We start from the raw sequence: 23,961 nt of genomic DNA on the forward strand, positions 1-23,961 counted from the left end.
GGGCGGGGCGAGTCGAAGATGCTCTTCAGGCGACCGCCGCTGAGCTGCTGGAGCAGCCACTCGCTGCTGCCGACGGGTCGCTCCGGCTCGGGTCGCTCCGGCTCGGCACGCTCCGGCTCGGAGGTCTCCGATCCGGCAAGCTCGGGCTCGCGGCCCTCCGGCTCGCGGCCCTCGGACCCGCGGCCCTCCGGCTCCGGGTGCTCGCCGCCTCCCGGGCCCCCGCCGCGTCCCCCCTCGTCAACCATCAGCTCAGGCCGAGGTCGGCCAGACCGATCGCGGCGAAGTACGGGTAGCCGGCGTCCTCGATGATCTCGCGGGCACCGGTCGCGCGGTCGACGACGACGGCGACTCCTGCGATCTCGGCGCCGACCTTCAGCAGGGCCTCGATCGCCTTCAGCGGCGAGCCGCCGGTGGTGGACGTGTCCTCGACGACGACGACGCGCTTGCCCTCGAGGTCGGGGCCCTCGACCTGCCGGCCGCGGCCGTGGTCCTTGGGCTCCTTGCGCACGACGAACGCGTCGTAGGCGAGACCGCGGGCGGCGCCCTGATGGAGGATCGCGGCGGCGATCGGGTCGGCTCCCATGGTGAGGCCGCCGACGGCGTCGACGCGCTCGAGCGGCGCGATGAGGTCGAGCATGACCTGCCCGATCAGCGGCGCGACCCGGTGGTCGAGGCTCACGCGGCGCAGGTCGACGTAGTACGACGCCTTCTTGCCGCTCGTGAGGGTGAAGTCCCCGTGGAAGACGGCGTCGGAGCCGATGTACTCGATGAGCTGCTGGCGTGCGTCGGTCACGCGCCTACTCTACGGGGCGACCCCTCCCCCGCTCGGGAGCGCGCCCGCTGCGGCGTGCTCGCCCGCCTCGTCGCCTCCTCCGCGGAACTGCGTCATGTAGAGCTCGTAGTAGGCACCGCGCTGCTTCAGGAGCGCCTCGTGCGCGCCCTGCTCGACGATCCGGCCCGACTCCATCACCAGGATGGTGTCGGCGTCGCGGATCGTGGAGAGCCGGTGCGCGATGACGAACGAGGTCCGGTCGGTGCGCAGCGCGTTCATCGCGTGCTGCACGAGCAGCTCCGTGCGGGTGTCGACCGAGGAGGTGGCCTCGTCGAGGATCAGCAGCGACGGGTTCGCGAGGAACGCGCGCGCGATCGTGATCAGCTGCCGCTCGCCCGCCGAGACGCTGCCGCCGTCGGCGTCCAGCACCGTGTCGTAGCCGTCGGGCAGCTGGCGCACGAAGCGGTCGACCATGGTGGCCTTCGCCGCGTCGACGATCTCCTCGTCGGTCGCGTCCAGGCGCCCGTAGCGGATGTTCTCGCGGATGGTGCCCTGGAAGAGCCATGCGTCCTGCAGCACCATGCCCACGCGCGAGCGCAGATCGCCGCGCGCGAGGCTCGTGATGTCGACGCCGTCGAGCAGGATGCGCCCTCCGGTGAGCTCGTAGAAGCGCATGACCAGGTTGACCAGCGTGGTCTTCCCCGCCCCGGTCGGACCGACGATGGCGACCGTCTGCCCGGGCTGCGCGGAGAAGGTCAGGTCCTCGATCAGCGGCTGCTCCGGGTCGTACGAGAACGAGACGCCCTCGAACTCCACGTGGCCGTCGGTGCGCTGCGGGAGCGACGCGGTCGCCGTCTCCGGCTCCTGCTCCTCGGCGTCGAGCAGCTCGAACGTGCGCTCGGCCGAGGCGACGCCGGACTGCAGCATGTTCGCCATGCTCGCCAGCTGGGTCACCGGCTGGGTGAACTCGCGCGAGTACTGGATGAACGCGGTCGCGTCGCCGAGCGTCAGCTGACCGGAGGCGACCCGCAGGCCGCCGACCACGGCGATGAGCACGTAGGAGAGGTAGGAGACGAAGGTCATCGCGGGCATGATCATGCCCGAGACGAACTGGGCGCCGAACGAGGCGGTGTAGAGGCTGTCGTTGCGGCGGTCGAACTCCTCGAGCATCTCGCGGTCGCGGCCGAAGGCGCGGACGATCTCGAGCCCGGAGAAGGTCTCCTCGATGTGGCCGTTGAGCGCGCCCGTGTTCTTCCACTGGGCGGCGAAGAGCTTCTGGGAGCGGGCGCCGATCACGCCTGCGATCACGCCCGAGAGCGGGATCGAGATCAGCGCGATCAGCGCGAGCTGCCACGAGACGATGAACATCATCGCGGCGATGCCGATGATGGTGAGCACCGACTGCACCAGCTGCGAGAAGGCCTGCTGCAGCGCCGTCTGGATGTTGTCAACGTCGTTCGTGACGCGCGACATCACGTCGCCGCGCTGCCGGGTGTCGAAGAAGCGCAGCGGGAGGCGGTTGAGCTTCGCCTCGATGTCCTGGCGGAGGTCGAAGACCACCCGCATCACGAGGCCGTTGAGGATGTAGCCCTGTGCCCACATGATCACCGACGCGACGACGTACATCAGCAGCACGATGATGATCAGGCGGCCGAGGACCACGAAGTCGATGCCCGCGCCGGGCACGATGTCGGTCTTGGCCAGCATGTCGGCGAAGGTGCCGTTGCCCGAGGCGCGCTGCTGCTCGATGATCTGCTCGAGCGGGACGCCGGCGGGCAGCTGCGAGCCGATCACGCCGTTGAAGATCGTGTCCATCGCCTGCCCGAGGATCTTGGGCGCGATGACGGTGAGGACGACCGACAGCGAGACCAGGGCGACCACGAGGACCATCCGAGCGCGCTCGGGGCCGAGCAGCGAGAAGAGGCGCTTGGCCGAGGGCCAGAAGTTCTGCGCCTTGCGGGCGGGCGGCCCGTCCCCGAACATGCCGCCGTCACCCTCGCCGGGCTCGAACTCGGGCTCGGGGGACGTCGTCTCCTCGGGGACGGTGGTGTCGCGTGGGCGCGCCATCTCAGGACACTCCTTCGACGCTCAGCTGGGATTCGACGATCTCGCGGTAGGTCGCGTTCGTCTCGAGGAGCTCGTCGTGCGTGCCGCGGCCGACGACGCGGCCCGCGTCGAGCACGACGATCTGGTCGGCGTGGCGGATGGTCGACACCCGCTGGGCCACGATGATCACGGTCGCGTCGGTGGTGGCGTCGGCCAGCGACTCCCGCAGCCGCGCATCGGTCGCGACGTCGAGCGCCGAGAACGAGTCGTCGAACAGGTAGACCCGCGGCTTCGCGACGAGGGCGCGCGCGATGCAGAGCCGCTGGCGCTGCCCGCCGGAGACGTTGGTGCCGCCCTGCGAGACCGGCTCGTCGAGCCCGTGCTCCTTGCTCCGCACGAAGTCCTCGCCCTGGGCGATGCGCAGCGCCTCCCACAGCTCGGCGTCCGTCGCGTCGGGGCGGCCGAAGCGCAGGTTCGAGGCGATCGTCCCCGAGAAGAGGTAGGGGCGCTGGGGCACGAGCCCGATCACCTCGGCGAGCTGCGCCCGGTCGAGGGAGGAGACGGGCACGCCGTCGATCGTGACGCTGCCCTCCTGCGGGTCGAACAAGCGCGGCACGAGGCCGAGCAGGGTCGTCTTGCCGGCGCCGGTGGAGCCGACGACGGCCGTGGTGCGGCCCGGCTCCGCGACGATGTCGATGCCCGAGAGCACGGGGCGCTCGGCGCCCGGGTAGCCGAAGACGACCCCGGAGAACTCGACGCGGCCGCGCGCGGGCGTCGGGACTCCGCCCTGGGGCGTGGTGAGGCTGGTGCGGGCGTCGAGCACCTGCTGGATCCGCTCGGCGCAGACGACCGCGCGCGGGATCATCATCACCATGAAGACGCCCATCATCACGGCGGTGAGGATCTGGAGGAGGTACTGCAGGAACGCGGTGAGCGAGCCCACCTGCATCTGACCTGCGTCGACCCGCTGCCCGCCGAACCACAGCACGGCCGCGGTGGCCAGGTGCAGGATCATCATGATCGCGGGGAACATCAGCACGAAGATGTTGCCGACCTTGATCGACACCTCGGTGATCGCCGCGTTGGCCTTGCGGTACCGCTCGGACTCGAACGGCTCGCGCACGAAGGCGCGCACCACGCGGATGCCCGTGATCTGCTCGCGCAGCACGCTGTTGATCCCGTCGATCCGGTCCTGCATGAGGCGGAACAGCGGCAGCAGCAGGAACACCAGGAAGCCGACCACGACGAACAGCAGCGGCACCGACACCCAGACCAGCCAGGAGAGGCCGGCGTCCTCGCGCAGGGCGAAGACGATGCCGCCGACGCACATGATCGGCGCGGAGACCATGAAGTTGAGGGTCATCAGCACGAGCATCTGCACCTGCTGCACGTCGTTCGTGCCGCGGGTGATCAGGGTGGCCGTGCCGAAGCCGCCGACCTCGAGCCCGCTGAGCGAGTCGACGCGGCGGTAGACGTCGCGGCGCAGGTCGCGGCCGACGGACATGGCGGTGCGGGCGCCGAAGTAGACGGCTCCGATCGCCGCGGCGACCTGCACGACGCAGACGCCGAGCATGGTCATGCCGGTGCCCCAGATGAAGTCGGTGTCGCCGCGGCCGATGCCCTGGTCGATGATCTCGGCGTTGAGGCTCGGCAGGTAGAGCGCGGCGAGCGTCGCGACGAGCTGCAGCACGACGACGGCGGCCACCCAGCGCGCGTAGGGCTTCGCGTAGGCGGAGGCGAGGCGGAGCAGGATCATGGGTCCTCCGGAGGGGCGGAGCAGGAGCGGGAGGGGAGTGGACCGGGCTGGGGAGCGCGGAGCGCCGGGGAGCCCGTCGGGCCCGCACGGCGCGGGCGGCGGCGGCGTCCGGACGGCACAACGAACGGCCGGTCGGGACGGCGCTAGACAACCATCGACCACCGACACCGGTTCCGCAATCCGCCGAGGGGATGACTCCCCCGGCCCGCGGCCGCCGGGACGCGCGGAGGACGCGCAGGAGACGTGTCGGCGGCGGCTCCTACACTTCCAGGATGCGCATCGCCACCTGGAACGTGAACTCCATCCGGGCCCGCACCGGCCGCGTCGTCGACTGGCTCGTGCGCGAGGACGTGGACGTCCTCGCCATGCAGGAGCTCAAGTGCAAGCCCGAGCAGTTCCCGCACGAGGCCTTCGCCGACGCCGGCTACCACGTCGAGATGGTCGGGCTCAGCCAGTGGAACGGCGTCGGCATCGCCTCGCGCCTGCCGATGGACGACGTGCAGATCGGCTTCCCGGGCATGCCCGGCTTCGCGAAGGAGGCGGCGGCCGACGGCTCCTTCCCGCTCGAGGCCCGCGCGATCGGCGCCACGGTCGACGGCGTGCGCGTCTGGAGCCTCTACGTCCCGAACGGCCGCGCGGTCGACGACCCGCACTACCTCTACAAGCTCGAGTGGCTCGCGGCCCTCGAGGCGAGCACCCGCGAGTGGCTGGCCGCCGAGCCCGACCTGCCGCTCGCTCTGGTCGGCGACTGGAACGTCGCGCCGCTCGACAGCGACGTGGGCGACCCGAGCCTCGGCCCCGGATCCACGCACGTCTCGATCCCCGAGCGCGCCGCCTTCGCCGCCTTCGAGGACGCGGGCCTGCGCGACGTCGTCCGCCCGCTCGTGCCCGAGGGCTACACCTACTGGGACTACAAGCAGCTCCGCTTCCCGCGCAACGAGGGGCTGCGGATCGACTTCGTGCTCGGCTCCCCCGCGTTCGGCGAGCTCGTCACCGGCGCCTCGATCCACCGCGACGAGCGCAAGGGCGACGCCCCGAGCGACCACGTCCCGGTGGTGGTCGACCTCGACCTCGAGACGACCCTCGACGACGACCGCCCGATGATCTTCTGAGCATGGCCTCGTCGAAGAAGAAGCGCGCGCGGGCCCAGGCCGCCTCGGCCGGCGCCTCCCGCCCCGCCGCCCGACCCGCGACGGCACGCCCTGCGACCGCCCGCCCCGCGACCGCCCGTCCCGGAGCCGCGCACGACGAGTTCCGGTCCGACGCCTACCGCTCGGTGGGCGAGATCATCGCCGCCGGGAAGCCGCGCCGGCGCCGCTGGGACCTCGTGCTCTCGATCCTCGGCTGCCTCGCCCTCGGCCTGCTGACGATCGTGCTCGGCTACCTCGCCGCGATCCTCTCGGTCTTCCCCGCGCAGTGCGAGGGCCAGAACTTCGCCTGCGACTTCGACCGGATCGACTGGGGCGTCTCGATCGCGCTGATCGGGCCGCCCGCGCTGACGCTGATCGCCGTGGCCGTGACGGTCGTGCGCTACCTCGTGGGCCGTCGCGCGTTCCTCGTGCCGGTCATCGGGTTCGTGCTCTGCATCGCCACCGCGTTCCTCGCCTCCTCGCTCGTGACGAGCTCGATCCCCGGGTCGGCGCTGGTCTAGCACCGACCCGGGGGGCGCGTCAGCGGTCGGCGCGGTCGGCGCTGGTCCAGCACCGACCCGGGGGCGCGTCAGCGGTCGGCGCGGTCAGCGCTGGTCCAGCACCGACCCGGGGCGCCGACCGCCGGCGAGGTCAGCCGCAGGCGGGCTCGTCGTTCAGCGTCACCGCGGTGGGGTTGATCATCGGGGTCACCCGCACGGTCTGGTCGCCGAAGCCGGAGGCGTCGCCGGCGCTGAACTGCACGTCGAACGTCTCGGACTGGCCGGGCGAGAGCTGCACCGCGACCTTCGAGACGGGACGGCCGAGGTCGTCGAGGCTCTCGGGTCCGTACCCCGTGCCGTCGGCCCAGGCCGCGCTCGACACCGTGGTCCCGGGAGGGCCGTAGACGTAGATGTTGGTGACGAAGTCGCCCAGGGGGTACGCACCGCGCCCGCCGGCCGCGGCGACGTAGCCGGGCAGCGTCCGAGCGACCGCCTTCGAGATCGTGTTGGTCACGGTGACGGAGGTGGTGAAGACCGCGCCCGAGGCGGCGCACCGGCCCGCGCTCGACTGCGTGACCGCCGTGCTCAGGTAGTAGTCCATCTTCGAGCCGCCCGAGGCGTCCTGGAAGAACACTCCGGTGGTCGTGCCGTCGGTCGTCGTCTGCGGCAGGACCCCCGCGATCGGCGTGGGCGCGAGGAGCGCCTGCTCGTCGGCGTCGGAGCTGTAGGCGAGGATGCGGCTCTCGTCGACCGCCTTCACGATCGCCGGGAGCATCTTCGTCGGCTCCATCTCCCCGCCGAGGATCTTGCTCAGGACCGTCGCGCTCGCCTCCGAGAAGAACTCGTCGGTGCGCTCGGCCACGACCGACTCCGGGTAGCGGAAGTAGACCTCGTTGAGCAGGGTCGAGACGGTGTTCTCGCTCGTGAGGACCGTGCCGTCGGTGAGGGTCACCGGCCCGGTCGAGCCGAGGAGGTAGGAGAGGGCGACGGGGTCGATCGCGAGGACGCCGTCGATCCTCTGCTCGGGGAACTTCTGCGCCCAGAACTGCGAGGCGATCGAGGCGGCCGTCGGGAAGTCGGGGCGGCTGGTCGAGACGTTGAAGGTCGTCGCCATGTTCTCGCCGATGGTGTCGAGCGCGCTCTGGTCGACGGTGACGGGCGCCAGACCGCGGAAGTCGCCGCTGCCCAGCTGACGGCCGATCGAGATCGCGCCGCCGTCGACGTCGAGCTGCATCACCGACGACGCGCCGCCGCCCAGAGCCTGCGACTCCGCCAGGTTCTGGAACATCACCAGGTAGTGGCGTGGACCGGACGCTCCGAGGGAGTCGGGGAGGATCGCGGTGAGCGGCTCGACCTGCTCCATCGCCGCGGTCGCGGTGGCCAGCTGCGGAGCGAAGGAGTCGAGGGCCGAGGCGACCTGCGGCACCAGCGGGCCGCGGTCGATGCCCTCGACGCGGGTCTGCGCCGCGTCGACGACCTCCTTGGCGACGGTGATCTTCTGCGACAGCTCGGTGATCGCCGCGAGGTCGACCCTGCCGTCGACGGGCTTGAGGATGTCGAGCGAGGTCGTGGAGAGCGGCGTGACGATCCGGCCGGAGACGTCGTCGGCGATCTCGGTCGCGGCGCGGACCGCGGACAGGTTCGGCCCGAGGACGGGCACCACCTCCATCACCCGCCACACCGGGTCCTCGGTCTCGTCGCGCGCCTCGCCGGTGAGGGTCGCGATCCGGCCCGCGGTCTCCTCCGCCCCGGAGGTGTCGAACGTCGTCAGCCTGTCCGTCACCTGCGACACCAGCGGGATCGCCTCGGTCAGCTTGTCGCGGACGGTCATCGCCTTGTCGTAGGTGCGCACGCCGAGGAGCACCGCGACGACGGCGCCGATCAGCAGGACCAGGAGGACGATCAGCGTGATCCAGAGGCCGCGACGGCGGCGCGGCCTGCCGCGGGCGGAGCGGTCGGCGGACGTGGTGGTGCTCATTCGAGAGAGCCTAAGCGACGGTCGGCGGAGTGCGACCGGGCCCGCGCCACCGGCCCCGTCCCAGGACGAGGGACACGCGACGCGGATGCGCGGGCCGTCCGGCGCCTCCGCCGGGCCCGAGCGGGAGCCGGGGATGCTGCTCCGCTCAGCCCAGCAGGAGGGACACCCCGATGAGCACGGGCACCGCGGCGACCGTGGTCACGAGGGCCGTGTCGCGGGCGACGGCGACGCCCCGGTCGTAGCGCGAGGCGAAGGTGAAGATGTTCTGCGCGGTCGGCAGCGCGGCGGTCACCGTCACCACGAAGAGGTGCTCGGAGTCGAGGTGGAACGCGAAGCGCCCCAGCAGCAGCGCGACCGCCGGCATCACCAGCGACTTGAGCACGGAGGCGACGACCACCTCGACCCGCGCCGGCCCCGCCTCCAGCGGCCGCTGCCCGCGCAGCGACATCCCGAAGGCGATCAGCACCAGCGGGATCGACGCGTTGCCGATGATCGAGAACGGCTGCAGCACGGGCGCGGGCAGCTCGACGCCGGTGAGGGCGACGACGAGGCCGAGGGCGGAGGCGATGATCATCGGGTTCCGCAGCGGCTGCGTGAGGATCGCGCCGACCGAGGTCCGCCCGCTCGTCGAGACGTCGAGCAGCGTCAGGATCGTCGGCGCGAGGACGATCAGCTGCAGGAGGAGCGTCGGGGCCACCCACTGCGGATCGCCCAGCACGTAGATGGCGACCGGCAGCCCGATGTTGTTGGCGTTGACGTAGGAGGAGGCCGCGGTCCCGATCACCGTCTCCGGCAGCGGGCGGGGGAAGAGCAGCCGCGAGGCCAGCACGTAGAGCAGGGCGACGGTCAGCACCGTCAGGAGCGAGACGAGCAGGAACGAGGAGAAGAGGACGGAGACGTCGGCCCGCGACAGCACGGTGAACAGCAGCGCCGGCGTCGTGACGAAGAAGGCGATCCGCGACAGGATCAGCCGGCTCTCGGGCGGGACGATCCGGAACCGCGCGATCAGGTAGCCGACCGCGATGACGACCCCGATGATCGAGAAGCCGGTGAGCACGCCCTCCACGCCACCGCCTCCCCGCCGCGGCCCGTCCGCTGTCGCGCCTCCACCCTAGGCAGTGGCCGGGCGTTGCAGCGCCGGCGGGACGCGCCTACGGTGTGCGGCATGCCGCATCTCGAGGTCCCCGGCGCGAGCCTCTACTGGGAGGCGGACGGCCACGCCTCCGCGCCCGCCCTGCTGCTCGTGCACGCGGGCATCGCCGACCTGCGGATGTGGGACCCGCTCGTCCCCGACCTCTCGCGCGACCGGCTGGTGGTCCGCTACGACGTCCGCGGCGCGGGCGGAACGAGCACGGAGGACGTGGAGTACGACCCGCGCCGGGACGCCCTGGACGTGCTCGACCACCTCGGGGTCGAGCGCGCGGTGGTCGTCGGCTGCTCGCGGGGCGGGACGCTCGCGCTCGACCTGGCGCTCGAGCATCCGGAGCGGGTGACCGGCCTGGTCGTGATCGCGCCGGGCCTGGCGGGCTTCGACTACCCCGCGCTGACGGCGGAGGAGGAGCGGCGCTTCGGGGAGGTCGAGGCGCTGGAGCTCGCGGGCGAGCGGGAGGCCGCGGCGATCGTCGAGGCGGAGCTCTGGGCCGTGGGTCCCGACCGCTCCGCGGACGACGTGGCTCCGGAGTTCCTCGCGCGGGTCCGGGAGCTCGCGCTCACGGGCGTCGGCCACGAGGCGGAGGCCCCCCGCCCGATCGATCCCTCCGGGCCGGCGGGCGAGCGGCTCGGGGAGATCGCCGTGCCGACCCTCGTCGTGGCGGGCGCGCACGACCTCTCCGAGTCGCTGCCGGTCTGCGAGCACCTCGCCGCCGAGGTGGGCGGTGCCGAGCTGCACGTGCTCGAGGACGCGGCGCACCTGCCCGGCCTCGAGCACCCCGAGGAGTTCCTCGCGGTGCTGCGGCCGTGGCTGGAGCGCCACGGGATCTGATCAGGCCACGGCGGCCAGGTCGAACGCCCAGTCCACGTAGAGCTCCGGCGGTTCGCCCTGCTCGACGAGGTCGATCCGGTCGAAGCCGGCCTCGACGCAGGTCGCGCCCGCGTCCAGGTCGCTCTCCGCCACGAAGGCGTGCACGAAGCGGGGCACGGGGAACGCCGCCGCCTCCTCGAGCAGCATCCGCACGGAGGCCGCGGTGATGCCGCGGGCGTGCGGAGCGATGCTCCACGCCGCCTCGTAGGCGACGACGCCGCGCGAGCAGCCGTACCAATAGCCGATGGAGCCGACGGAGAGTCCGTCCAGCTCGACCACGTAGAAGAACGCGTCGCCGTCCGCCCAACCGCGCAGGTAGCGGTCGTGGCGCACGAGGATCTCGCTCTCGCTCTCGAGTCCGCCGCCCGCGTGCGCGAGGGTGTCGCGCAGGACGGAGGCGTCCGCCTGCGGCCAGGGGAGCAGGCGGAGGTTCTCGGGGTGGTGGTCGATGCTGGCTGTTCTCTGGTCGCTTCCGGGTTCGGGTCCCGTCACGCGCTCCGATCCTCTCTCTCAGGATGGCTCGCCGATCGAGCGCGCCGCCAGGGTGTTCGGCGCGCCTGTCCGATCGGATGTCTCCGCACTCGGGATGCGGACACGGTGTCGCCCCATTTTCGACCCGATCAGGGGAGGGAAACGGAAGCGGTGAGGAATCTAGCCCCGGACGGGGGGTGGCACCTGCACAACACCTGGGCAGCCGCTGACCGCGGGGCCTCCGAGGGGCGGCGGAGACGTGCGCCCGCCCCCGCGAGATCGCCGCTTCGCTCCGCTGAGACGCAAGAAAAGCGCGCGCACGAGCCCATACGCTCGGAGTCGGAGCGCGTTCCGCTCCTGCAGCCCCGTATCACCAGCGTGAGGAGGATCACCATGTCGCAAGCCGTGCAGAGCACCGTCGTCGGAGAACCCGAGGTCGTCGAGGACCGCGTGGAGGAGTCCGCCGCCTGGCTCGACCTGAAGGCGGCCGCCGCCGGGCTGCAGCCGCTCCAGTCCCAGGACGGCTCGCTCGCCGATCCCGAGCGGCTCGAGGAGGCGCGCACCCTCGTCGAGCGGATCGTCGCCGGCGTCCGCACCCTCGCCCCCGCGTTCCCGCACGACGCCGCGTACCTCGACGCGCTGGTCGTCGACCTCGAGCGCTGGAGCGCCGGCGGACTCGGCCTGCCCGACTTCCTCGACTCGCTCACCGCGTTCCAGCCGCAGCTCGAGCGCGTCGACGGCCGCCGCCACCTCGTCGTCTTCCCCATGTACACCCAGAACGGCAGCCGCGACCGCCACGTCGAGGCCGTCCTCGTCGAGGTCGTCTGGCCGCGGTTCGTCGCCGAGCTGGAGGCCGGGGACTACTCCAACGCCCTCTTCTTGCCCGTGCGCTTCGTCGACTTCACCGCCGGCTACGACACCGACAGCGCTGTGCTGTTCCCCGAGACGGTCGCGATGCGCTCCGTCCCGTCCTTCACCTGGGGCGCGATCTTCGCCGACCGCGAGGCGGCCCGGTTCCGCCGCGTCGTCACGGAGGCGGCCCGGATCACCCGTCTCGAGCTCCCGGAGGACGCGCAGCGCCTGGTGGCCGACCAGCGCCTGGCGGAGGAGTCCTTCGTGATGTGGGACCTCATCCACGACCGCACCCACATGCGCGGCGACCTGCCGTTCGACCCGTTCATGATCAAGCAGCGGATGCCCTTCTTCCTCTACTCGCTGGAGGAGCTGCGGTGCGACCTCACCGCCTTCCGCGAGGCCGTCGCCATCGAGCGCCGCCTCGGCGCGCTCGACCGCCGCGACGACGAGGAGGAGGCGCTGGCCGAGCGCTCGCGCTTCGTGCAGTACGCGATCCTGTTCGACCGGCTCTTCCGCTTCCCGCTCACCGGGTCGCGGGTGCGCAACTACGACGGCCTCGGCGGCCAGCTGCTCTTCGCCTGGCTGCACCAGCACGGCGTCCTGCACTGGACCGACACCCGGCTGGCGTTCGAGTGGGACGGCGTCGCCGACGTGGTCGTCGCCCTCTCGGACGCGATCGACGAGCTCTACTGGCGATCGATCGACCGGCCGAAGACGGCGCACTGGCTGGCCGCGCACGAGCTGATCGCGGCCACTCTCGCTCCGCACCCCGCCTCCGCCTGGGCCCGCGGGCTCCCGGACGAGGTGCTGCTCGGCGCCCCGCGCGGGCTCACCGACGCGGTGCTGGACGACGAGTTCCCGCTGTCGATGTTCTACGAGGCCCTCGGGAAGAAGATGGGCGACGTCATCGCCTCGACCCGGGGCATCACCGGCCGGTACTGACGTCGCGCCCGGGAGGTGGCGGGGTGCGCTCCTCCGCCTCCCGGGGCCCCGTCCGACCGGCGTCGGTTAGCGTGGGGCGCATGCCCTCAGGTGACGGAGCCGCGGACCCGCTCGACGCGGGCTGGATCCGGCGAGCGCCGAGCCGGGCCGGATACGTGCGCGACGCGGTCACCGCGGGGATCCTGCTGGTGGCGACGATCGTCTCCGTCGCGCTGTACTCCTCGGCGGGCTTCCCGGACGCGGCGCACCCCGTCGTCAGCGCCCACTGGGCCGTCCTGATGACCCTTCCCCTCGCGCTGCGCCGCCGGTTCCCCGCGAGCGTGGCGGCCGGGCTCTCCGTCGTCTACGCGCTCGGGATCGTGCTCCAGGTGCCGGAGTCGCTCTTCGGCCAGATCTGCCTGTTCCTCGCGCTCTACACGGTCGGCGCGTGGGGCCGGAACCGGCGCACGGCGCTCGTCGTCCGAGTGGCGATCGCGGTCGGGATGCTGGGCTGGCTGCTCACCACCCTCGCCACGGGCGAGTACTTCGGCAGCTCCGTGCCGGTCGACGACTCCCCCGGCCTGCTCTCGCCCTACGCGGCGGAGTCGGCCCTCGCGGTCGTGTCGAACCTGCTCTACTTCGGCAGCGCCTACGTCTTCGGCGAGGCGTCGTGGCAGTCGGCCCGCCGGCTGGAGGCGCTCGAGACGCGCACGGCCGAGCTCGACGACGAGCGGGAGCGCTCCTCGCGGCAGGCCGTGTCCTCCGAGCGGCTGCGGATCGCGCGCGAGCTGCACGACGTGGTCGCGCACCACGTCAGCGTGATGGGCGTGCAGGCGGGAGCGGCGCGGCGGGTGCTGGCGCGGGATCCGGAGCGGGCGGCGGCATCGCTCAGCGCCATCGAGGGCGACGCGCGCTCGGCGATCGAGGAGCTGCACCGCATCCTGGTCGCGCTGCGCGCCGAGGACGCGGTCCCGAATCCGCTCACCGACGCCGCGTCCACCCGCGGGGTGGCCCAGCTCGAGGAGCTGGTCGCGGCGTCCAGCGGGTCGGGCCTGCCCACCGTCTTCCTCACCCTCGGCACGCCCCGCGAGATCCCCGCGACGGTGGGGCTCAGCCTCTACCGCATCGCGCAGGAGTCGCTCACGAACGTCCGCAAGCACGCGGGGCGCGGCGCGCACGCCGAGGTGCGCCTCCGCTACGCCCCCGACGCGGTCGAGCTCGAGATCGCCGACGACGGCGGGTCCGGCCCGCACCCGAGCGCTCCCGCCTCCTGCGGACTGGGGCACACCGGCATGAGCGAGCGCGCGGCCGCGGTCGGCGGCTGGATCGAGATGGGGCCGAGGGGCGGAGGCTACCTCGTGCACGCCCGGGTGCCGCTGTCCCCCGTCCGGGCGAGCGTGCCGGACGCCGACGACCCGGTACCGTCGTCGGAGACGTCGCGGGGGCGTCAGGAGCGAGCGAGCGGGGGCCGCCCATGACCGAGCACGTGCGCGTGCTGCTCGTCGACGACCAGGAGCTCGTCCGCGTGGGCTTCCGCATCATCCTCGAGTCGGAGCCGGGGATCGAGGTGGTCGGCGAGGCCCGCACCGGTCTCGAGGCCCTGCAGCGCGCCTCCGAGCTGCGCCCCGACGTGATCTGCATGGACGTGCAGATGCCCGGCCTCGACGGCCTGGCCGCGACCCGCGAGATCGTGGCCGACCCGCGCCTGTGCTCGCGGGTGCTCATCCTCACCACCTTCGACCGCGACGACTACCTCTTCGAGGCGCTCTCGGCCGGCGCCAGCGGGTTCCTGCTCAAGAACGCGTCGCCGGAGGAGCTGGTCGAGGCCGTGCAGGTGGTCGCCCGCGGCGACGCGATGCTCGCCCCCGACGTCACCCGGCGCGTGATCGAGCGGTTCGCGTCCGTGCCCGAGCACACGCCGGCCGCGGCCGAGCACTCCGGAGTGGCCGACCTGACGGACCGCGAGCGGGAGGTGCTCGTGCACCTGGCGCGGGGCTGGTCGAACGCCGAGATCGCGGCCGAGCTGTTCGTGGGCGAGGCGACCGTGAAGACGCACGTCTCGAAGATCCTGATGAAGCTCGGCGTGCGCGACCGGATCCAGGCGGTCGTGTTCGCCTACGAGCACGGGATCGCGGTACCGGGGCGCCCCTGAGCGGTCGGCACCGTGGTGGACGGCTCGGAGGTGCTCGACGCCGGGGCGGTCAGCGCCGGGACTGGCTCGAGGCCGGGCGCGGCGGGGTGCGGCGGACGAACTCCATCCGGATCTCCGGCACGATCTTCCGGTCGAGCACGACCGTCATGTAGCGGCCGTCGACGCGGGCGCCGATCGCGACCACGTCCGGATCGGTGTCCACGCGGTAGCCGCGCAGCGCCTCCCCGTCCACGATCACCGGGACGCCCCGCACGACGTCCTCGTCGCGGAGGGCGGCGGCGACCACCGGCATCCCGCCGCGGCGGCTGCGCACGCGGCCCGGGAAGGTGTTGCGGAGCACGTCGCCCATGTGGGCCGCGAGGCGGGACTCCAGGGGCCGGCTGCGCTCGGCGGGGATCGGCACGGAGGTGCGGACCGCCTCCCAGAGCACCGGGTACCGCATCCGCGTCACCTGGTCGACCATCCACGGCGGCAGGTGGTCGTTCTCGGCGCGCTCGATCGCGCGCTTCTGCTCGGGGGTCAGCGGGACGTGGTTGACGGGGTCGGCGCGGTTGCGCGGGTTCTTGTAGAACGAGTACGAGAGCGAGATCTCGACGAAGCGGCCGAGCGCCATCGTCTGCGCCGCGGCGAACTCCTCCAGCCTCGGCTGGGGCGCGAACGCGAGGACGGGATCGCCGAAGCGAGCCGCGATCTCGTCCACCCCGGGAGGGGCGGGCATGTCGCGGACAGCTCCCGTCGTGTCCATGCGCATACGTCAAGAGTGGCCTGCCTCCCAGCCGATACCAACTTCTTGACGGAGATCGGCTTTCGGGTCGTCGTCCTTTCACCTGCCCGAAACATGCGGGAGGCAGGAGGGGTGTCTCGGCGGGCGCCTCCGGGGCTCCTCCGGGCGGCGGGCTGCGAAGATGGAGGGATGAGCGCCCTGCACGATCCCGACGTCCGCGGCTTCGCCTCCGACAACTACTCCGGAGTGCACGACGAGGTCCTGGCCGCGATCGCCGCGGCCAACGGAGCGCACCAGATCGCCTACGGCGAGGACGTCTACACCGAGCGCCTGCAGGAGGCGTTCCGCCGCGAGTTCGGCGAGCAGGCCCAGGCCTTCCCCGTCTTCAACGGCACGGGCGCCAACGTCACCGGCCTGCAGTCGATGCTGCCGCGGTGGGGCGCCGTCGTCTCGGCGGGCACCGCGCACATCACCTCCGACGAGGGCGGAGCGCCGGAGAAGGTCGGCGGGATCAAGATCCTCACGGTCCCCACGCCCGACGGCAAGCTGACCCCGGCGCTGGTCGACCAGGAGGCGTGGGGCTTCGGCGACGAGCACCGCGCCCAGCCGCTCGTGGTCTCGATCACCCAGTCCTCCGAGCTCGGCACCGTCTACACCCCGGAGGAGGTGCGCGCGCTCGCCGACCACGCGCACGGCCTCGGCATGCGGCTGCACATGGACGGGGCGCGCATCGCGAACGCCGCGGCCGCCCTCGGCCTGCCCCTGCGCTCCTTCACGACCGACGCGGGCGTCGACGTGCTCTCGTTCGGCGGCACCAAGAACGGCATCCTGCTCGGCGAGGCGATCGTCGTGCTCGACCCCGCGGCCTCGACCGGGCTGACCTTCCTCCGCAAGACCAACATGCAGCTCTCCTCCAAGATGCGCTTCATCTCGGCGCAGCTGCTCGCCCTGCTCGGCGACGGCGGCGAGGAGGAGCCCCTGTGGCTCCGCTCGGCCCGGCACGCGAACGCCATGGCGGCGCGCCTGCGCTCGGGGCTCGAGGAGGCGATCGCCGCCGGCCGGATCACCGGGCTCGAGTTCACGCAGCAGACCCAGGCCAACGCGGTGTTCGCGACGCTGCCGCCCGGAGTCGCGGACCGGCTCCGCGCCGCCTACCGCTTCTACGACTGGAACCCGGCGACCGGCGAGGTCCGCTGGGTCTGCTCCTTCGACACGACGGAGGACGACATCGACGCGTTCACGGCCGCGATCGAGCGCGAGCTGGCCGCGTGAGGGCCCGCCTCCCGCGCCTGGCGACGGTCGGCGCCGCGCTCGCCGTTCTCGTCGCGCTGACGGGCTGCACGTCGGCCGAGCGCTCGGACGTCGCGGCCACCCCGTCGGCGTCCGAGACCGCCGCTCCGACTCCCTCCGCGACTCCGACGCCCTCGCCCACGCCCACGGCCTCGACCCGCCTGGGCTGCGACTCCCTCCTCCCCGCCACGCGGGCGGCCTCGGCGCTGGGGGTCTCCCGCAGCGCTCTCGAGGGCAGCCGCGAGGTGACGACGCGCTCCTCGGGCGAGCTGATCCGCGAGGCCGCGGAGGAGAACGGCGGAGTGCTCCGCTGCGCCTGGTACGACGAGGACGCCTCGATCACCGCGGCCGCGGTCGACGACGCCGCCGAGGCCTTCGCCGGCCGTCCGGGCCCGCGCCTCGAGACCGCCGTCGAGGCCTACGGCTCCTGCACCGACGGCAGCTGCGACCTGGACCTGCTCGCCGGCGCCACCTGGGTGACGCTGCAGCTGCGCGGCGCCCCCGCGGCCGTCGACCTCGCCGCGCTGGCGACCGGCACCGCCTCCGCCGCGCTCGGCACCCTCGACGAGCCGGTCACCGCGACGGCGCCCGTCTGCACCGAGGTCCTGACGGCCGAGCAGCTGTCCGGTGCCGCCGGTCTCGCGCAGGCGACCGCGGGGACGGGGACCGGGACGCCGACCACCGCGTCGGCCGCTGCCGCCGCCCGGGCCGGGTACGCCTCCTGCAGCTGGAGCGACGCCTCCAGCGCCGCCTACTCGGGCGTGACGGTCGACGCGCTCCCGAACGGCGACGACGGCTGGCGGAACCTCTCGCTGACCTCGGGCCTGGCGATCCCGCTCGAGCCGCTCGACGGCTTCGGCGAGAAGGCCCTCACCGGCTGCGCGGCGGGCGTCTGCGAGATCGACGCGCTCGCCGACGACGTGTGGTGGCGCGTGACCGTCACCGGCGACGCGGCGAAGGCCGAGGCCGTCGCCCGCGCCGTGCTCGCGAACGCCTGACCCGGGCACCCCGCTCCTCCTCCGCGAGCGGGTCAGCGCCAGTACTCGTACCAGGACGACTCGCGGCAGCCGAGGGACGCGTAGAGGCGGCGGGCGCCGACGTTCTCGGCGAGCACCTGGAGCCAGAAGCGCGCGACGCCCCGGCCGGACGCGTCCTCGAGGAGGGCGCGGATCACGGCGGAGGCGAGCCCGCGGCGCCGGGCGTCCGGCCGGGTCGCCAGCGCGAAGAGGCCGCCCCAGAGCTCGCCGTCCGGCGCCGTGACGAGTGCGAGGCGGCCGGTCGCGGCCGGGCCGTCCCCGTCGACGGCGAGCGCGTAGGAGGAGGGGCAGCCCGCGAGGATGCGCTCGGCGACCGCGCGCTCCTCCGCTCCACCGCGACCGTCCACCGACCACCAGAGGGCGAGCCAGTCCTCGTCGGGAGCCGGGGCGAGGCGGACGCGAGGCTGCGGCGCGGGCCTCGGCGGCACTGGCCTCGACGGCGCGGACCCCGACGTCGTGGACAGGGCGGCGAGCGCCTCCTGCACCGAACCCGTCAGCACGAGCGTCCGGTCGATCGGCGCGGCGCCCCGCTCGGCGAGCAGCCCGGTCAGACCGGCGGGGCTCGGCGGCCCGATCTGCACGAGGGGCGCGATCCCGTGCTCGCGGGCGAACGCCTCCGCCGCGTCGAGCGCCGCCTCCTGGTCGACGACGTCGCCGGACGCGAGCACCGAGTTCGCGCGCTTGGTGACTCCTGCGGAGGCGCGCAGCTCCCACGCGCCGAGGGGGCGCCGCACGAGCGCGGGCCAGGCGTCGGCGGCGAGGCGGTCGAGCAGGCGCGGATCCATCGGGCCACGGTAGCGGGAGCGGCGCCGGAGCCCTGTGGACGCCCCCGGAAACGGCTCCGGCCCGCAGGATCCGCCGCGGACGAGCCGAGCGGGATCCTGCGGGCCGGAGGCCGTGGAGGGACGAGCCCTACATGTTGATCATGTGCCCCTTGAGGCCGTGGAAGCCCTCCTGCAGCGCCTCCGACAGCGTCGGGTGGGTGTGCACGTTGCGGGCCAGCTCGGTCGCCGTGAGGTCCCACTTCTGGGCGAGCGTGAGCTCGGGGAGCAGCTCCGAGACGTCCGGGCCGATCATGTGGGCGCCGAGGAGCTCGCCGTACTTCTTGCTCGCGATGAGCTTCACGAAGCCGGTGGGCTCGCCGAGGCCGTGGGCCTTGCCGTTCGCCATGAAGGGGAAGGTCGAGACGGTGATCTCGTGTCCCTCGTCCGTCGCCTGCTTCTCGGTGAGGCCGAAGGAGGCGATCTGCGGCTGGCAGAACGTCGCGCGCGGCATCATCCGGTAGTCGCCCAGGGTCTGGGTCTCGGCACCGGCGAGGGTCTCGGCGGCGACGACGCCCTGCGCCTCCGCGACGTGCGCGAGCTGCAGCTTCGCGGTGACGTCGCCGATGGCGTAGATGTGCGGCACATTGGTGCGCATGTGGTCGTCGATCGCGATCGCGCCGCGCTCGGTGAGCTCGACGCCCGTCTTCTCGAGGCCGAAGCCCTCGGTGCGGGGGACCCAGCCGATCGACATGAGCACCTTGTCGACCTCGAGGGTCGACTGCGTGCCGTCCTTCGCGGTGTAGGTGACCGTGACGTAGCCGTCCTTGTCGACGACCGACTCGACCTTGGTCGAGGTCAGGATCTCGACGCCGAGCTTCTTGTACTGCTTCTGGATCTCCTTGGAGACGTCCGGGTCCTCGTTGGGGAGGGCGCGGTCCATGAACTCGATGATCGTCACGTCGACGCCGTAGTTCTTGAGGACGTAGGCGAACTCCATGCCGATCGCGCCCGCGCCCACGATGGCCATCGTGTCGGGGAGCTCGCGGGTCATGATCTGGGTCTCGTAGGTGACGACGTTCTCGGAGAGCTCGACGCCGGGCAGGAGGCGGACGCTCGCGCCGGTCGCGATGATCGCGTCGTCGAAGGTCAGCGACTCCGTGCCGCCCTTGCTCAGCTGCACGTCGAGGCCCTGCGGGCCGGTGAAGGAGCCGACGCCGTCGAACTCGGCGATCTTGTTCTTCTTCATCAGGAAGTGGACGCCCTTGGTGCGGCCGTCCGCGACCGAGCGGCTGCGGTCGAACGCCGCGCCGAAGTCGAACGAGACGTCGCCCGAGATGCCGAACTGCTTCGCCTGGGTGTGGAAGAGGTGGGCGAGCTCCGCGTTGCGCAGCAGCGCCTTGGACGGGATGCAGCCGACGTTGAGGCAGACACCGCCCCAGTACTGCTTCTCGACGACGGCGACGGACTTGCCGAGCTGGGCGGCGCGGATCGCGGCCACGTATCCGCCGGGGCCTGCCCCCAGGACGACGACGTCGAAGTGCTGGGCCATGGATGATCCTCCAGAGTCGTGGATGGTGGTGCGCGGGGTGACCACGCCGTCTCCCACCGTACCGTTCCGGGGCTCGGAGGCGGCCCGCTCCTCCGTGGGCGAACGCGCGTGCGGGCGCCTGCCGTGCGCGCGCGGGAATGCCCGCGGGGCGAGGACGGTTGGGCTCCACGGGCGACGGAGCCCCTCCCCCAGTCCCCCGCACGGAAGAAGCCCCGCGATGTCCGCCACCGCCTCCCGCACCGCCAGCACCAGCGCCCCGATCCTCGACGTCCTCGCGGAGCGCTGGAGCCCCCGCTCCTACGACGCGTCCGCGACCGTCTCCGACGAGACCCTCGCGTCCCTCCTCGAGGCCGCGCGCTGGTCCCCGTCCGCCAGCAACTCGCAGCCGTGGCGCTTCATCGTCGCCCGCCGCGGAACCGACGAGTTCGACCGCATCGTCGCGACGCTCGCCGGCTTCAACGGCGCCTGGGCCGGCTCCGCCGCCGTCCTGGTCGTCGCGCTCGCCGAGACCGTCGACTCCGAGGGGAAGCCGCGCCCCTGGGCCGTCTACGACCTCGGCCAGTCGATCGCCCACCTCAGCGTCCAGGCGCACCACGAGGGCCTGCACGTGCACCAGATGGCCGGCTTCGACAAGGACGCCGTCCGCGCCGCGTTCGGCGTCGACGAGCGCTTCGACCCGGTGACGATCGCCGCGGTGGGAGTCGCGGCCGACGCCGACGCGCTGGCGAACGAGACCCTCCGCGAGCGCGAGACCGCGCCGCGCACCCGCCTGCCCCTCGAGGAGCTCGTGCTCGTCCAGGCGTAGCCCTCCGGCGGAAGGCCTCCCCCGTCCGCGGACCGGGGAGGCCTTCCGCGTCCCACCCCCTGTGTTACTCCCCGTGTCGGTCCCCGCTGTGCCGCCGGGAGCCTCTCCGTACGATCGGACGATCCGCCCGCCCGTCCCGCTGCCCGGAGAGACATGCCCGCCACCCCCGCCGCCCGCACGAGCCTGGCCTTCGACGCCGAGCTCGGCCAGTCGGCGTTCCCCGTGCGCTTCGAGGGGGTCGGCCGCACCTTCGCGCCCGGGGCCCCCGTGCTGACGGACGTGACGCTCGAGGCCGCCGCGGGCGAGGTCATCGCGATCCTCGGCCCGAGCGGCTGCGGCAAGTCCACGCTGCTGCGCATCGCGGCGGGCCTGGACACCGCCTCCGAGGGGTCCGTCCTCATCGACGGCGCCCCCGTCTCCGGCATCGACCCGCGCTGCGCGGTGGCGTTCCAGGAGCCGCGGCTGCTGCCCTGGCGGAGCATCGCCGACAACGTCGCGCTCGGCCTGCCGCGCGGCACCCCGCGCCCGGCGGCCCGCGCCGCCGTCGACGAGCTGCTCTCGCTGGTCGGCCTCACCGCGCACGCCCGCTCGCGGCCCCGCGAGGTGTCCGGAGGCATGGCCCAGCGCGCCTCCCTCGCCCGCGCCCTCGCCCGGAACCCCGGCGTGCTCCTCCTGGACGAGCCCTTCGGGGCGCTCGACGCGCTGACCCGCCTGCGGATGCAGGACCTGCTGCTCGACGTGCACGCGGCGGCTCCGGCGACGATCCTGCTCGTCACCCACGACGTCGACGAGGCCCTCCAGCTGGCCGACCGCATCGTGCTCCTCGGGCGCGACGAGCCCGGAGGCGTCTCGCGCATCCAGCGGATCGTCACCGTCCCCGGAGCGCGGCCGCGCGACCGCGGCTCGGCGGAGCTCGCCGAGCACCGGGCCGAGCTCCTCGCGGGGCTGGGCATCGAGCGGCACTGACCCCGGGCGGATCGACCCGCATCCCTCCACCCGGGCGGCACGGTCCGGGCGGCACGGTCCGGGCGGCACGACCTCCCTCCCCAGCCGCCTCCTCCTCCCGCTCTCCACCGCACGAGCACCTCCCCGCACCGCCCCTCCCCTGCAGCGTCCACACTCGCTGTCACCGCATCCCCGAAGCCGAGGCCCCCATGTCGTTCACCAGCTCCCCGCTCACCCGCCGCACCGCTCTCGCCGGTCTGCTCACCGCCGCCGCCGTCCCGCTCCTCGCGGGCTGCGTGCAGGGCGAGGGCGGAGGAGGAGCGGCGGCCGCGACCGCCGACGCCGCCTCCGGAGGAACTCAGGGCGGCACGCTCACGCTCGACTTCGCGACGTACAACCCGCTGAGCCTGGTCATCAAGGAGAAGGGCTGGCTCGAGGCCGCCCTCGCCGAGCAGCAGGTCACCGTCGCCTGGGTGCAGTCGGCCGGCTCCAACAAGGCCAACGAGGCCCTGCGCGCCGGAGCGATCGACGTCGGCTCCACCGCCGGCTCCGCCGCGCTGCTCGCCCGCTCGAACGGCTCGCCGATCAAGACGATCGACATCTTCTCGCAGCCGGAGTGGTCGGCCCTCGTCGTCCCCGCCGGCTCGGCGATCACGTCGGTCGAGCAGCTCAAGGGCAAGCAGATCGCGGCCACCAAGGGCACCGACCCGTACTTCTTCCTGGTGCAGGCGCTCGAGGCCGCCGGGCTGGGCATCGGCGACGTGACGGTGCAGAACCTGCAGCACGCCGACGGCTGGGCGGCGCTGCAGAACGGCTCCGTCGACGCCTGGGCGGGCCTGGACCCGATCATGGCCGGCGCCGAGGCGGCCGGGGCGACCCTGCTCTACCGCAACGTCGACTTCAACTCCTACGGTCTGCTCAACGCGACCGAGAGCTTCCTCGCCGAGAAGCCGGACCTCGCGCAGACCGTCGTGAACGCGTACGAGCACGCCCGCGCCTGGGCGCTCGAGAACCAGGACGAGACGGCGAGCATCCTCGCCTCCGTCGCCGGCCTCGACGTGGCGGTGGCGACGACGGTCATCACCGAGCGCAGCAACCTCGACGTCGACAACGTCCCCGGCTCCGCGCAGACCGACGTGCTCGCCGTGATCGGCCCGATCTTCGTCGAGAACGGCGACGTCGCCTCGCAGCAGCAGGTCGACGACGCGCTCGACTCGCTGCTCGACGACACCTACGCCTCGGCGGCCGACCCGAGCGCCATCGGCGCCTGAGGGTCCGGCCCTCCGCCCCCGACCCCGTGATCCGAGGAGACCGACGATGACGATCCGCGACGACGACACCGCGACCGACGCCGATGTGCTGCGGCGGAGCGCGCTGTCCGCGCCGATGCCGGGTGAGCCCGGACTCGTGACGGCGGGCCCGTCGGTCGCGGCCTCCCAGCGCCGCCTCCGCGAGGACCGCTCCCACCCGCTCACCACGCGACGGTGGTTCGTGGTCGCGGGAGGCGCGGTCCTGCCCGTGCTGCTGCTCGCCGCCTGGCAGATCGCGACGACGACCGGGATGGTCTCGGTGGCGGTCTTCCCCTCGCCCGCGATGGTCTGGGCGGCCGGCGTCGACCTCGCCCAGCGCGGCGACCTCGGCCAGGACGTCGCCATCTCGACGCAGCGCGTGCTCATCGGGTTCGCGCTCGGCTCGGCGCTCGGGCTCGTGGTCGGCGCGCTCTTCGGGCTCTCCCGCGTCTGGGAGGTCGTCCTCGGGCCGACCCTCGGCGCGATCCGGGCGGTCCCGTCGCTGGCCTGGGTCCCGCTGCTGCTGCTCTGGATGGGCATCGGCGAGGAGTCGAAGATCACGCTGATCACGATCGGCGCGTTCTTCCCCGTCTTCACCACGGTGGCCACGGCGCTCGGCCACGTCGACCGGCACCTCGTCGAGGTGGGCCGCGCCTTCGGCCTCTCGGGCGTCCGGCTCTTCACGACGGTGCAGCTGCCCGCGGTGATCCCCTCCGTGATCTCCGGGCTGCGCCTCGCGCTCGCCCAGTCGTGGCTGTTCCTGGTCGCCTCCGAGCTCATCGCCTCCTCGATGGGCCTCGGCTTCCGCCTCATCGACAGCCAGAACAACGGCCGGATCGACCGGGTGTTCCTGGCGATCGTCCTGCTGGCCGTGCTGGGCAAGCTCACCGATGCCGTCGTCGGCGTGTTCCAGCGCTACGCCGTGAGGAAGTGGGCGTGAGCGCCGGGGAGGGAGCT

General features: G+C 72.9%; 22 protein-coding genes. 12 read left to right on the top strand and 10 right to left on the bottom strand.

Annotated elements, in window-relative coordinates; genetic code table 11:
• The 4 genes from C5C30_RS17915 to C5C30_RS14255 all read right to left on the bottom strand — a co-directional run.
• A partial coding sequence (locus C5C30_RS17915) for a hypothetical protein (protein WP_219827806.1) occupies window positions 1–245 on the bottom strand: 245 nt, incomplete at its 3' end.
• A complete protein-coding gene (gene pyrE / locus C5C30_RS14245) occupies window positions 245–793 on the bottom strand; it encodes an orotate phosphoribosyltransferase (RefSeq protein WP_104225724.1) in 549 nt (182 codons plus the stop codon). The genes pyrE and C5C30_RS17915, both read right to left, overlap by 1 nt.
• 9 nt (window positions 794–802) lie before the next feature.
• Complete coding sequence (locus C5C30_RS14250; RefSeq protein WP_104333977.1) at window positions 803–2,839, bottom strand: ABC transporter ATP-binding protein; 2,037 nt, start codon at window positions 2,837–2,839, stop codon at window positions 803–805.
• A 1-nt stretch (window position 2,840) separates the two neighbouring features.
• A complete protein-coding gene (locus C5C30_RS14255) occupies window positions 2,841–4,574 on the bottom strand; it encodes an ABC transporter ATP-binding protein (RefSeq protein ID WP_104297342.1) in 1,734 nt (577 codons plus the stop codon).
• Between the two features lie 272 nt (window positions 4,575–4,846).
• On the opposite strand from C5C30_RS14255, the gene C5C30_RS14260 reads away from it, so the two are divergent.
• A complete protein-coding gene (locus C5C30_RS14260) occupies window positions 4,847–5,686 on the top strand; it encodes an exodeoxyribonuclease III (RefSeq protein WP_104225726.1) in 840 nt (279 codons plus the stop codon).
• A 2-nt stretch (window positions 5,687–5,688) separates the two neighbouring features.
• On the top strand, window positions 5,689–6,225 hold the full coding sequence (locus tag C5C30_RS14265; protein WP_104225727.1) for a hypothetical protein: 537 nt from the start codon (window positions 5,689–5,691) through the stop codon (window positions 6,223–6,225).
• A gap of 130 nt (window positions 6,226–6,355) precedes the next feature.
• Here the strand turns inward: C5C30_RS14265 and C5C30_RS14270 are convergent, their stop codons facing one another.
• Window positions 6,356–8,182, bottom strand: coding sequence for a DUF4012 domain-containing protein (locus C5C30_RS14270; protein ID WP_104333978.1), 1,827 nt, complete (start codon window positions 8,180–8,182; stop codon window positions 6,356–6,358).
• A gap of 145 nt (window positions 8,183–8,327) precedes the next feature.
• A complete protein-coding gene (locus C5C30_RS14275) occupies window positions 8,328–9,248 on the bottom strand; it encodes an AEC family transporter (protein ID WP_104222809.1) in 921 nt (306 codons plus the stop codon).
• 99 nt (window positions 9,249–9,347) lie between these two features.
• Between C5C30_RS14275 and C5C30_RS14280 the strand changes: the two genes are divergently transcribed.
• On the top strand, window positions 9,348–10,163 hold the full coding sequence (locus tag C5C30_RS14280; protein ID WP_104273543.1) for an alpha/beta fold hydrolase: 816 nt from the start codon (window positions 9,348–9,350) through the stop codon (window positions 10,161–10,163).
• On the opposite strand, the gene C5C30_RS14285 is transcribed toward C5C30_RS14280, so the two are convergent.
• Window positions 10,164–10,694 carry a hypothetical protein gene (locus tag C5C30_RS14285; protein ID WP_104222811.1) on the bottom strand — a complete coding sequence of 177 codons (531 nt, stop codon included), beginning with the start codon at window positions 10,692–10,694 and terminating at the stop codon, window positions 10,164–10,166.
• 372 nt (window positions 10,695–11,066) lie between these two features.
• On the opposite strand from C5C30_RS14285, the gene C5C30_RS14290 reads away from it, so the two are divergent.
• The 3 genes from C5C30_RS14290 to C5C30_RS14300 all read left to right on the top strand — a co-directional run bounded on the left by C5C30_RS14290 (window position 11,067) and on the right by C5C30_RS14300 (window position 14,601).
• Window positions 11,067–12,470, top strand: a complete 1,404-nt coding sequence (locus C5C30_RS14290; RefSeq protein ID WP_104333979.1) for a DUF6421 family protein — start codon at window positions 11,067–11,069, stop codon at window positions 12,468–12,470.
• An 80-nt stretch (window positions 12,471–12,550) separates the two neighbouring features.
• Window positions 12,551–13,927, top strand: a complete 1,377-nt coding sequence (locus tag C5C30_RS14295; protein ID WP_104260958.1) for a sensor histidine kinase — start codon at window positions 12,551–12,553, stop codon at window positions 13,925–13,927.
• Window positions 13,924–14,601, top strand: a complete 678-nt coding sequence (locus C5C30_RS14300) for a response regulator transcription factor (protein ID WP_104250690.1) — start codon at window positions 13,924–13,926, stop codon at window positions 14,599–14,601. The genes C5C30_RS14295 and C5C30_RS14300 overlap by 4 nt, the downstream gene beginning before the upstream one ends.
• A 49-nt stretch (window positions 14,602–14,650) precedes the next feature.
• Here the strand turns inward: C5C30_RS14300 and C5C30_RS14305 are convergent, their stop codons facing one another.
• On the bottom strand, window positions 14,651–15,346 hold the full coding sequence (locus C5C30_RS14305; RefSeq protein ID WP_104225730.1) for a hypothetical protein: 696 nt from the start codon (window positions 15,344–15,346) through the stop codon (window positions 14,651–14,653).
• 168 nt (window positions 15,347–15,514) lie between these two features.
• Between C5C30_RS14305 and C5C30_RS14310 the strand changes: the two genes are divergently transcribed.
• Window positions 15,515–16,597, top strand: a complete 1,083-nt coding sequence (locus tag C5C30_RS14310) for a low specificity L-threonine aldolase (RefSeq protein WP_104222816.1) — start codon at window positions 15,515–15,517, stop codon at window positions 16,595–16,597.
• Window positions 16,594–17,613 carry a hypothetical protein gene (locus C5C30_RS17785; RefSeq protein WP_181027246.1) on the top strand — a complete coding sequence of 340 codons (1,020 nt, stop codon included), beginning with the start codon at window positions 16,594–16,596 and terminating at the stop codon, window positions 17,611–17,613. Before C5C30_RS14310 ends, C5C30_RS17785 begins: the two co-directional genes overlap by 4 nt.
• 32 nt (window positions 17,614–17,645) lie before the next feature.
• On the opposite strand, the gene C5C30_RS14320 is transcribed toward C5C30_RS17785, so the two are convergent.
• A complete protein-coding gene (locus C5C30_RS14320; protein ID WP_104333980.1) occupies window positions 17,646–18,437 on the bottom strand; it encodes a GNAT family N-acetyltransferase in 792 nt (263 codons plus the stop codon).
• A gap of 127 nt (window positions 18,438–18,564) precedes the next feature.
• A complete protein-coding gene (gene lpdA / locus C5C30_RS14325; RefSeq protein ID WP_104222818.1) occupies window positions 18,565–19,965 on the bottom strand; it encodes a dihydrolipoyl dehydrogenase in 1,401 nt (466 codons plus the stop codon).
• Window positions 19,966–20,182: 217 nt separating this feature from the next.
• On the opposite strand from lpdA, the gene C5C30_RS14330 reads away from it, so the two are divergent.
• The 4 genes from C5C30_RS14330 (at window position 20,183) to C5C30_RS14345 (ending at window position 23,944) form a co-directional block, all read left to right on the top strand.
• The gene (locus C5C30_RS14330) at window positions 20,183–20,770 is read left to right on the top strand and encodes a nitroreductase family protein (protein WP_104222819.1); all 588 of its coding nucleotides are present in this window, start codon (window positions 20,183–20,185) and stop codon (window positions 20,768–20,770) included.
• A 153-nt stretch (window positions 20,771–20,923) separates the two neighbouring features.
• Window positions 20,924–21,736, top strand: a complete 813-nt coding sequence (locus C5C30_RS14335; protein ID WP_104239205.1) for an ABC transporter ATP-binding protein — start codon at window positions 20,924–20,926, stop codon at window positions 21,734–21,736.
• A gap of 188 nt (window positions 21,737–21,924) precedes the next feature.
• Entirely contained in the window at window positions 21,925–22,986 is a 1,062-nt protein-coding gene (locus C5C30_RS14340; protein ID WP_104269041.1) for an aliphatic sulfonate ABC transporter substrate-binding protein, read from the top strand.
• 46 nt (window positions 22,987–23,032) lie between these two features.
• Entirely contained in the window at window positions 23,033–23,944 is a 912-nt protein-coding gene (locus C5C30_RS14345; protein ID WP_258065978.1) for an ABC transporter permease, read from the top strand.
• Window positions 23,945–23,961: the final 17 nt, after the last annotated feature.

It is taken from the genome of Rathayibacter sp. AY2B5 (assembly GCF_002931645.1).
GTDB lineage: Bacteria > Actinomycetota > Actinomycetes > Actinomycetales > Microbacteriaceae > Rathayibacter.

What these genes read in the sequence shown, in the direction of transcription:
- C5C30_RS14250 (WP_104333977.1), bottom strand. Translation starts at nt 2,839, where the DNA reads ATGGCGCGCCCACGCGACACCACCGTCCCCGAGGAGACGACGTCCCCC.
- C5C30_RS14255 (WP_104297342.1), bottom strand. Translation starts at nt 4,574, where the DNA reads ATGATCCTGCTCCGCCTCGCCTCCGCCTACGCGAAGCCCTACGCGCGC.
- C5C30_RS14260 (WP_104225726.1), top strand. Translation starts at nt 4,847, where the DNA reads ATGCGCATCGCCACCTGGAACGTGAACTCCATCCGGGCCCGCACCGGC.
- C5C30_RS14265 (WP_104225727.1), top strand. Translation starts at nt 5,689, where the DNA reads ATGGCCTCGTCGAAGAAGAAGCGCGCGCGGGCCCAGGCCGCCTCGGCC.
- C5C30_RS14270 (WP_104333978.1), bottom strand. Translation starts at nt 8,182, where the DNA reads ATGAGCACCACCACGTCCGCCGACCGCTCCGCCCGCGGCAGGCCGCGC.
- C5C30_RS14280 (WP_104273543.1), top strand. Translation starts at nt 9,348, where the DNA reads ATGCCGCATCTCGAGGTCCCCGGCGCGAGCCTCTACTGGGAGGCGGAC.
- C5C30_RS14290 (WP_104333979.1), top strand. Translation starts at nt 11,067, where the DNA reads ATGTCGCAAGCCGTGCAGAGCACCGTCGTCGGAGAACCCGAGGTCGTC.
- C5C30_RS14295 (WP_104260958.1), top strand. Translation starts at nt 12,551, where the DNA reads ATGCCCTCAGGTGACGGAGCCGCGGACCCGCTCGACGCGGGCTGGATC.
- C5C30_RS14300 (WP_104250690.1), top strand. Translation starts at nt 13,924, where the DNA reads ATGACCGAGCACGTGCGCGTGCTGCTCGTCGACGACCAGGAGCTCGTC.
- C5C30_RS14305 (WP_104225730.1), bottom strand. Translation starts at nt 15,346, where the DNA reads ATGGACACGACGGGAGCTGTCCGCGACATGCCCGCCCCTCCCGGGGTG.
- C5C30_RS14310 (WP_104222816.1), top strand. Translation starts at nt 15,515, where the DNA reads ATGAGCGCCCTGCACGATCCCGACGTCCGCGGCTTCGCCTCCGACAAC.
- C5C30_RS14320 (WP_104333980.1), bottom strand. Translation starts at nt 18,437, where the DNA reads ATGGATCCGCGCCTGCTCGACCGCCTCGCCGCCGACGCCTGGCCCGCG.
- lpdA (WP_104222818.1), bottom strand. Translation starts at nt 19,965, where the DNA reads ATGGCCCAGCACTTCGACGTCGTCGTCCTGGGGGCAGGCCCCGGCGGA.
- C5C30_RS14330 (WP_104222819.1), top strand. Translation starts at nt 20,183, where the DNA reads ATGTCCGCCACCGCCTCCCGCACCGCCAGCACCAGCGCCCCGATCCTC.
- C5C30_RS14335 (WP_104239205.1), top strand. Translation starts at nt 20,924, where the DNA reads ATGCCCGCCACCCCCGCCGCCCGCACGAGCCTGGCCTTCGACGCCGAG.
- C5C30_RS14340 (WP_104269041.1), top strand. Translation starts at nt 21,925, where the DNA reads ATGTCGTTCACCAGCTCCCCGCTCACCCGCCGCACCGCTCTCGCCGGT.
- C5C30_RS14345 (WP_258065978.1), top strand. Translation starts at nt 23,033, where the DNA reads ATGACGATCCGCGACGACGACACCGCGACCGACGCCGATGTGCTGCGG.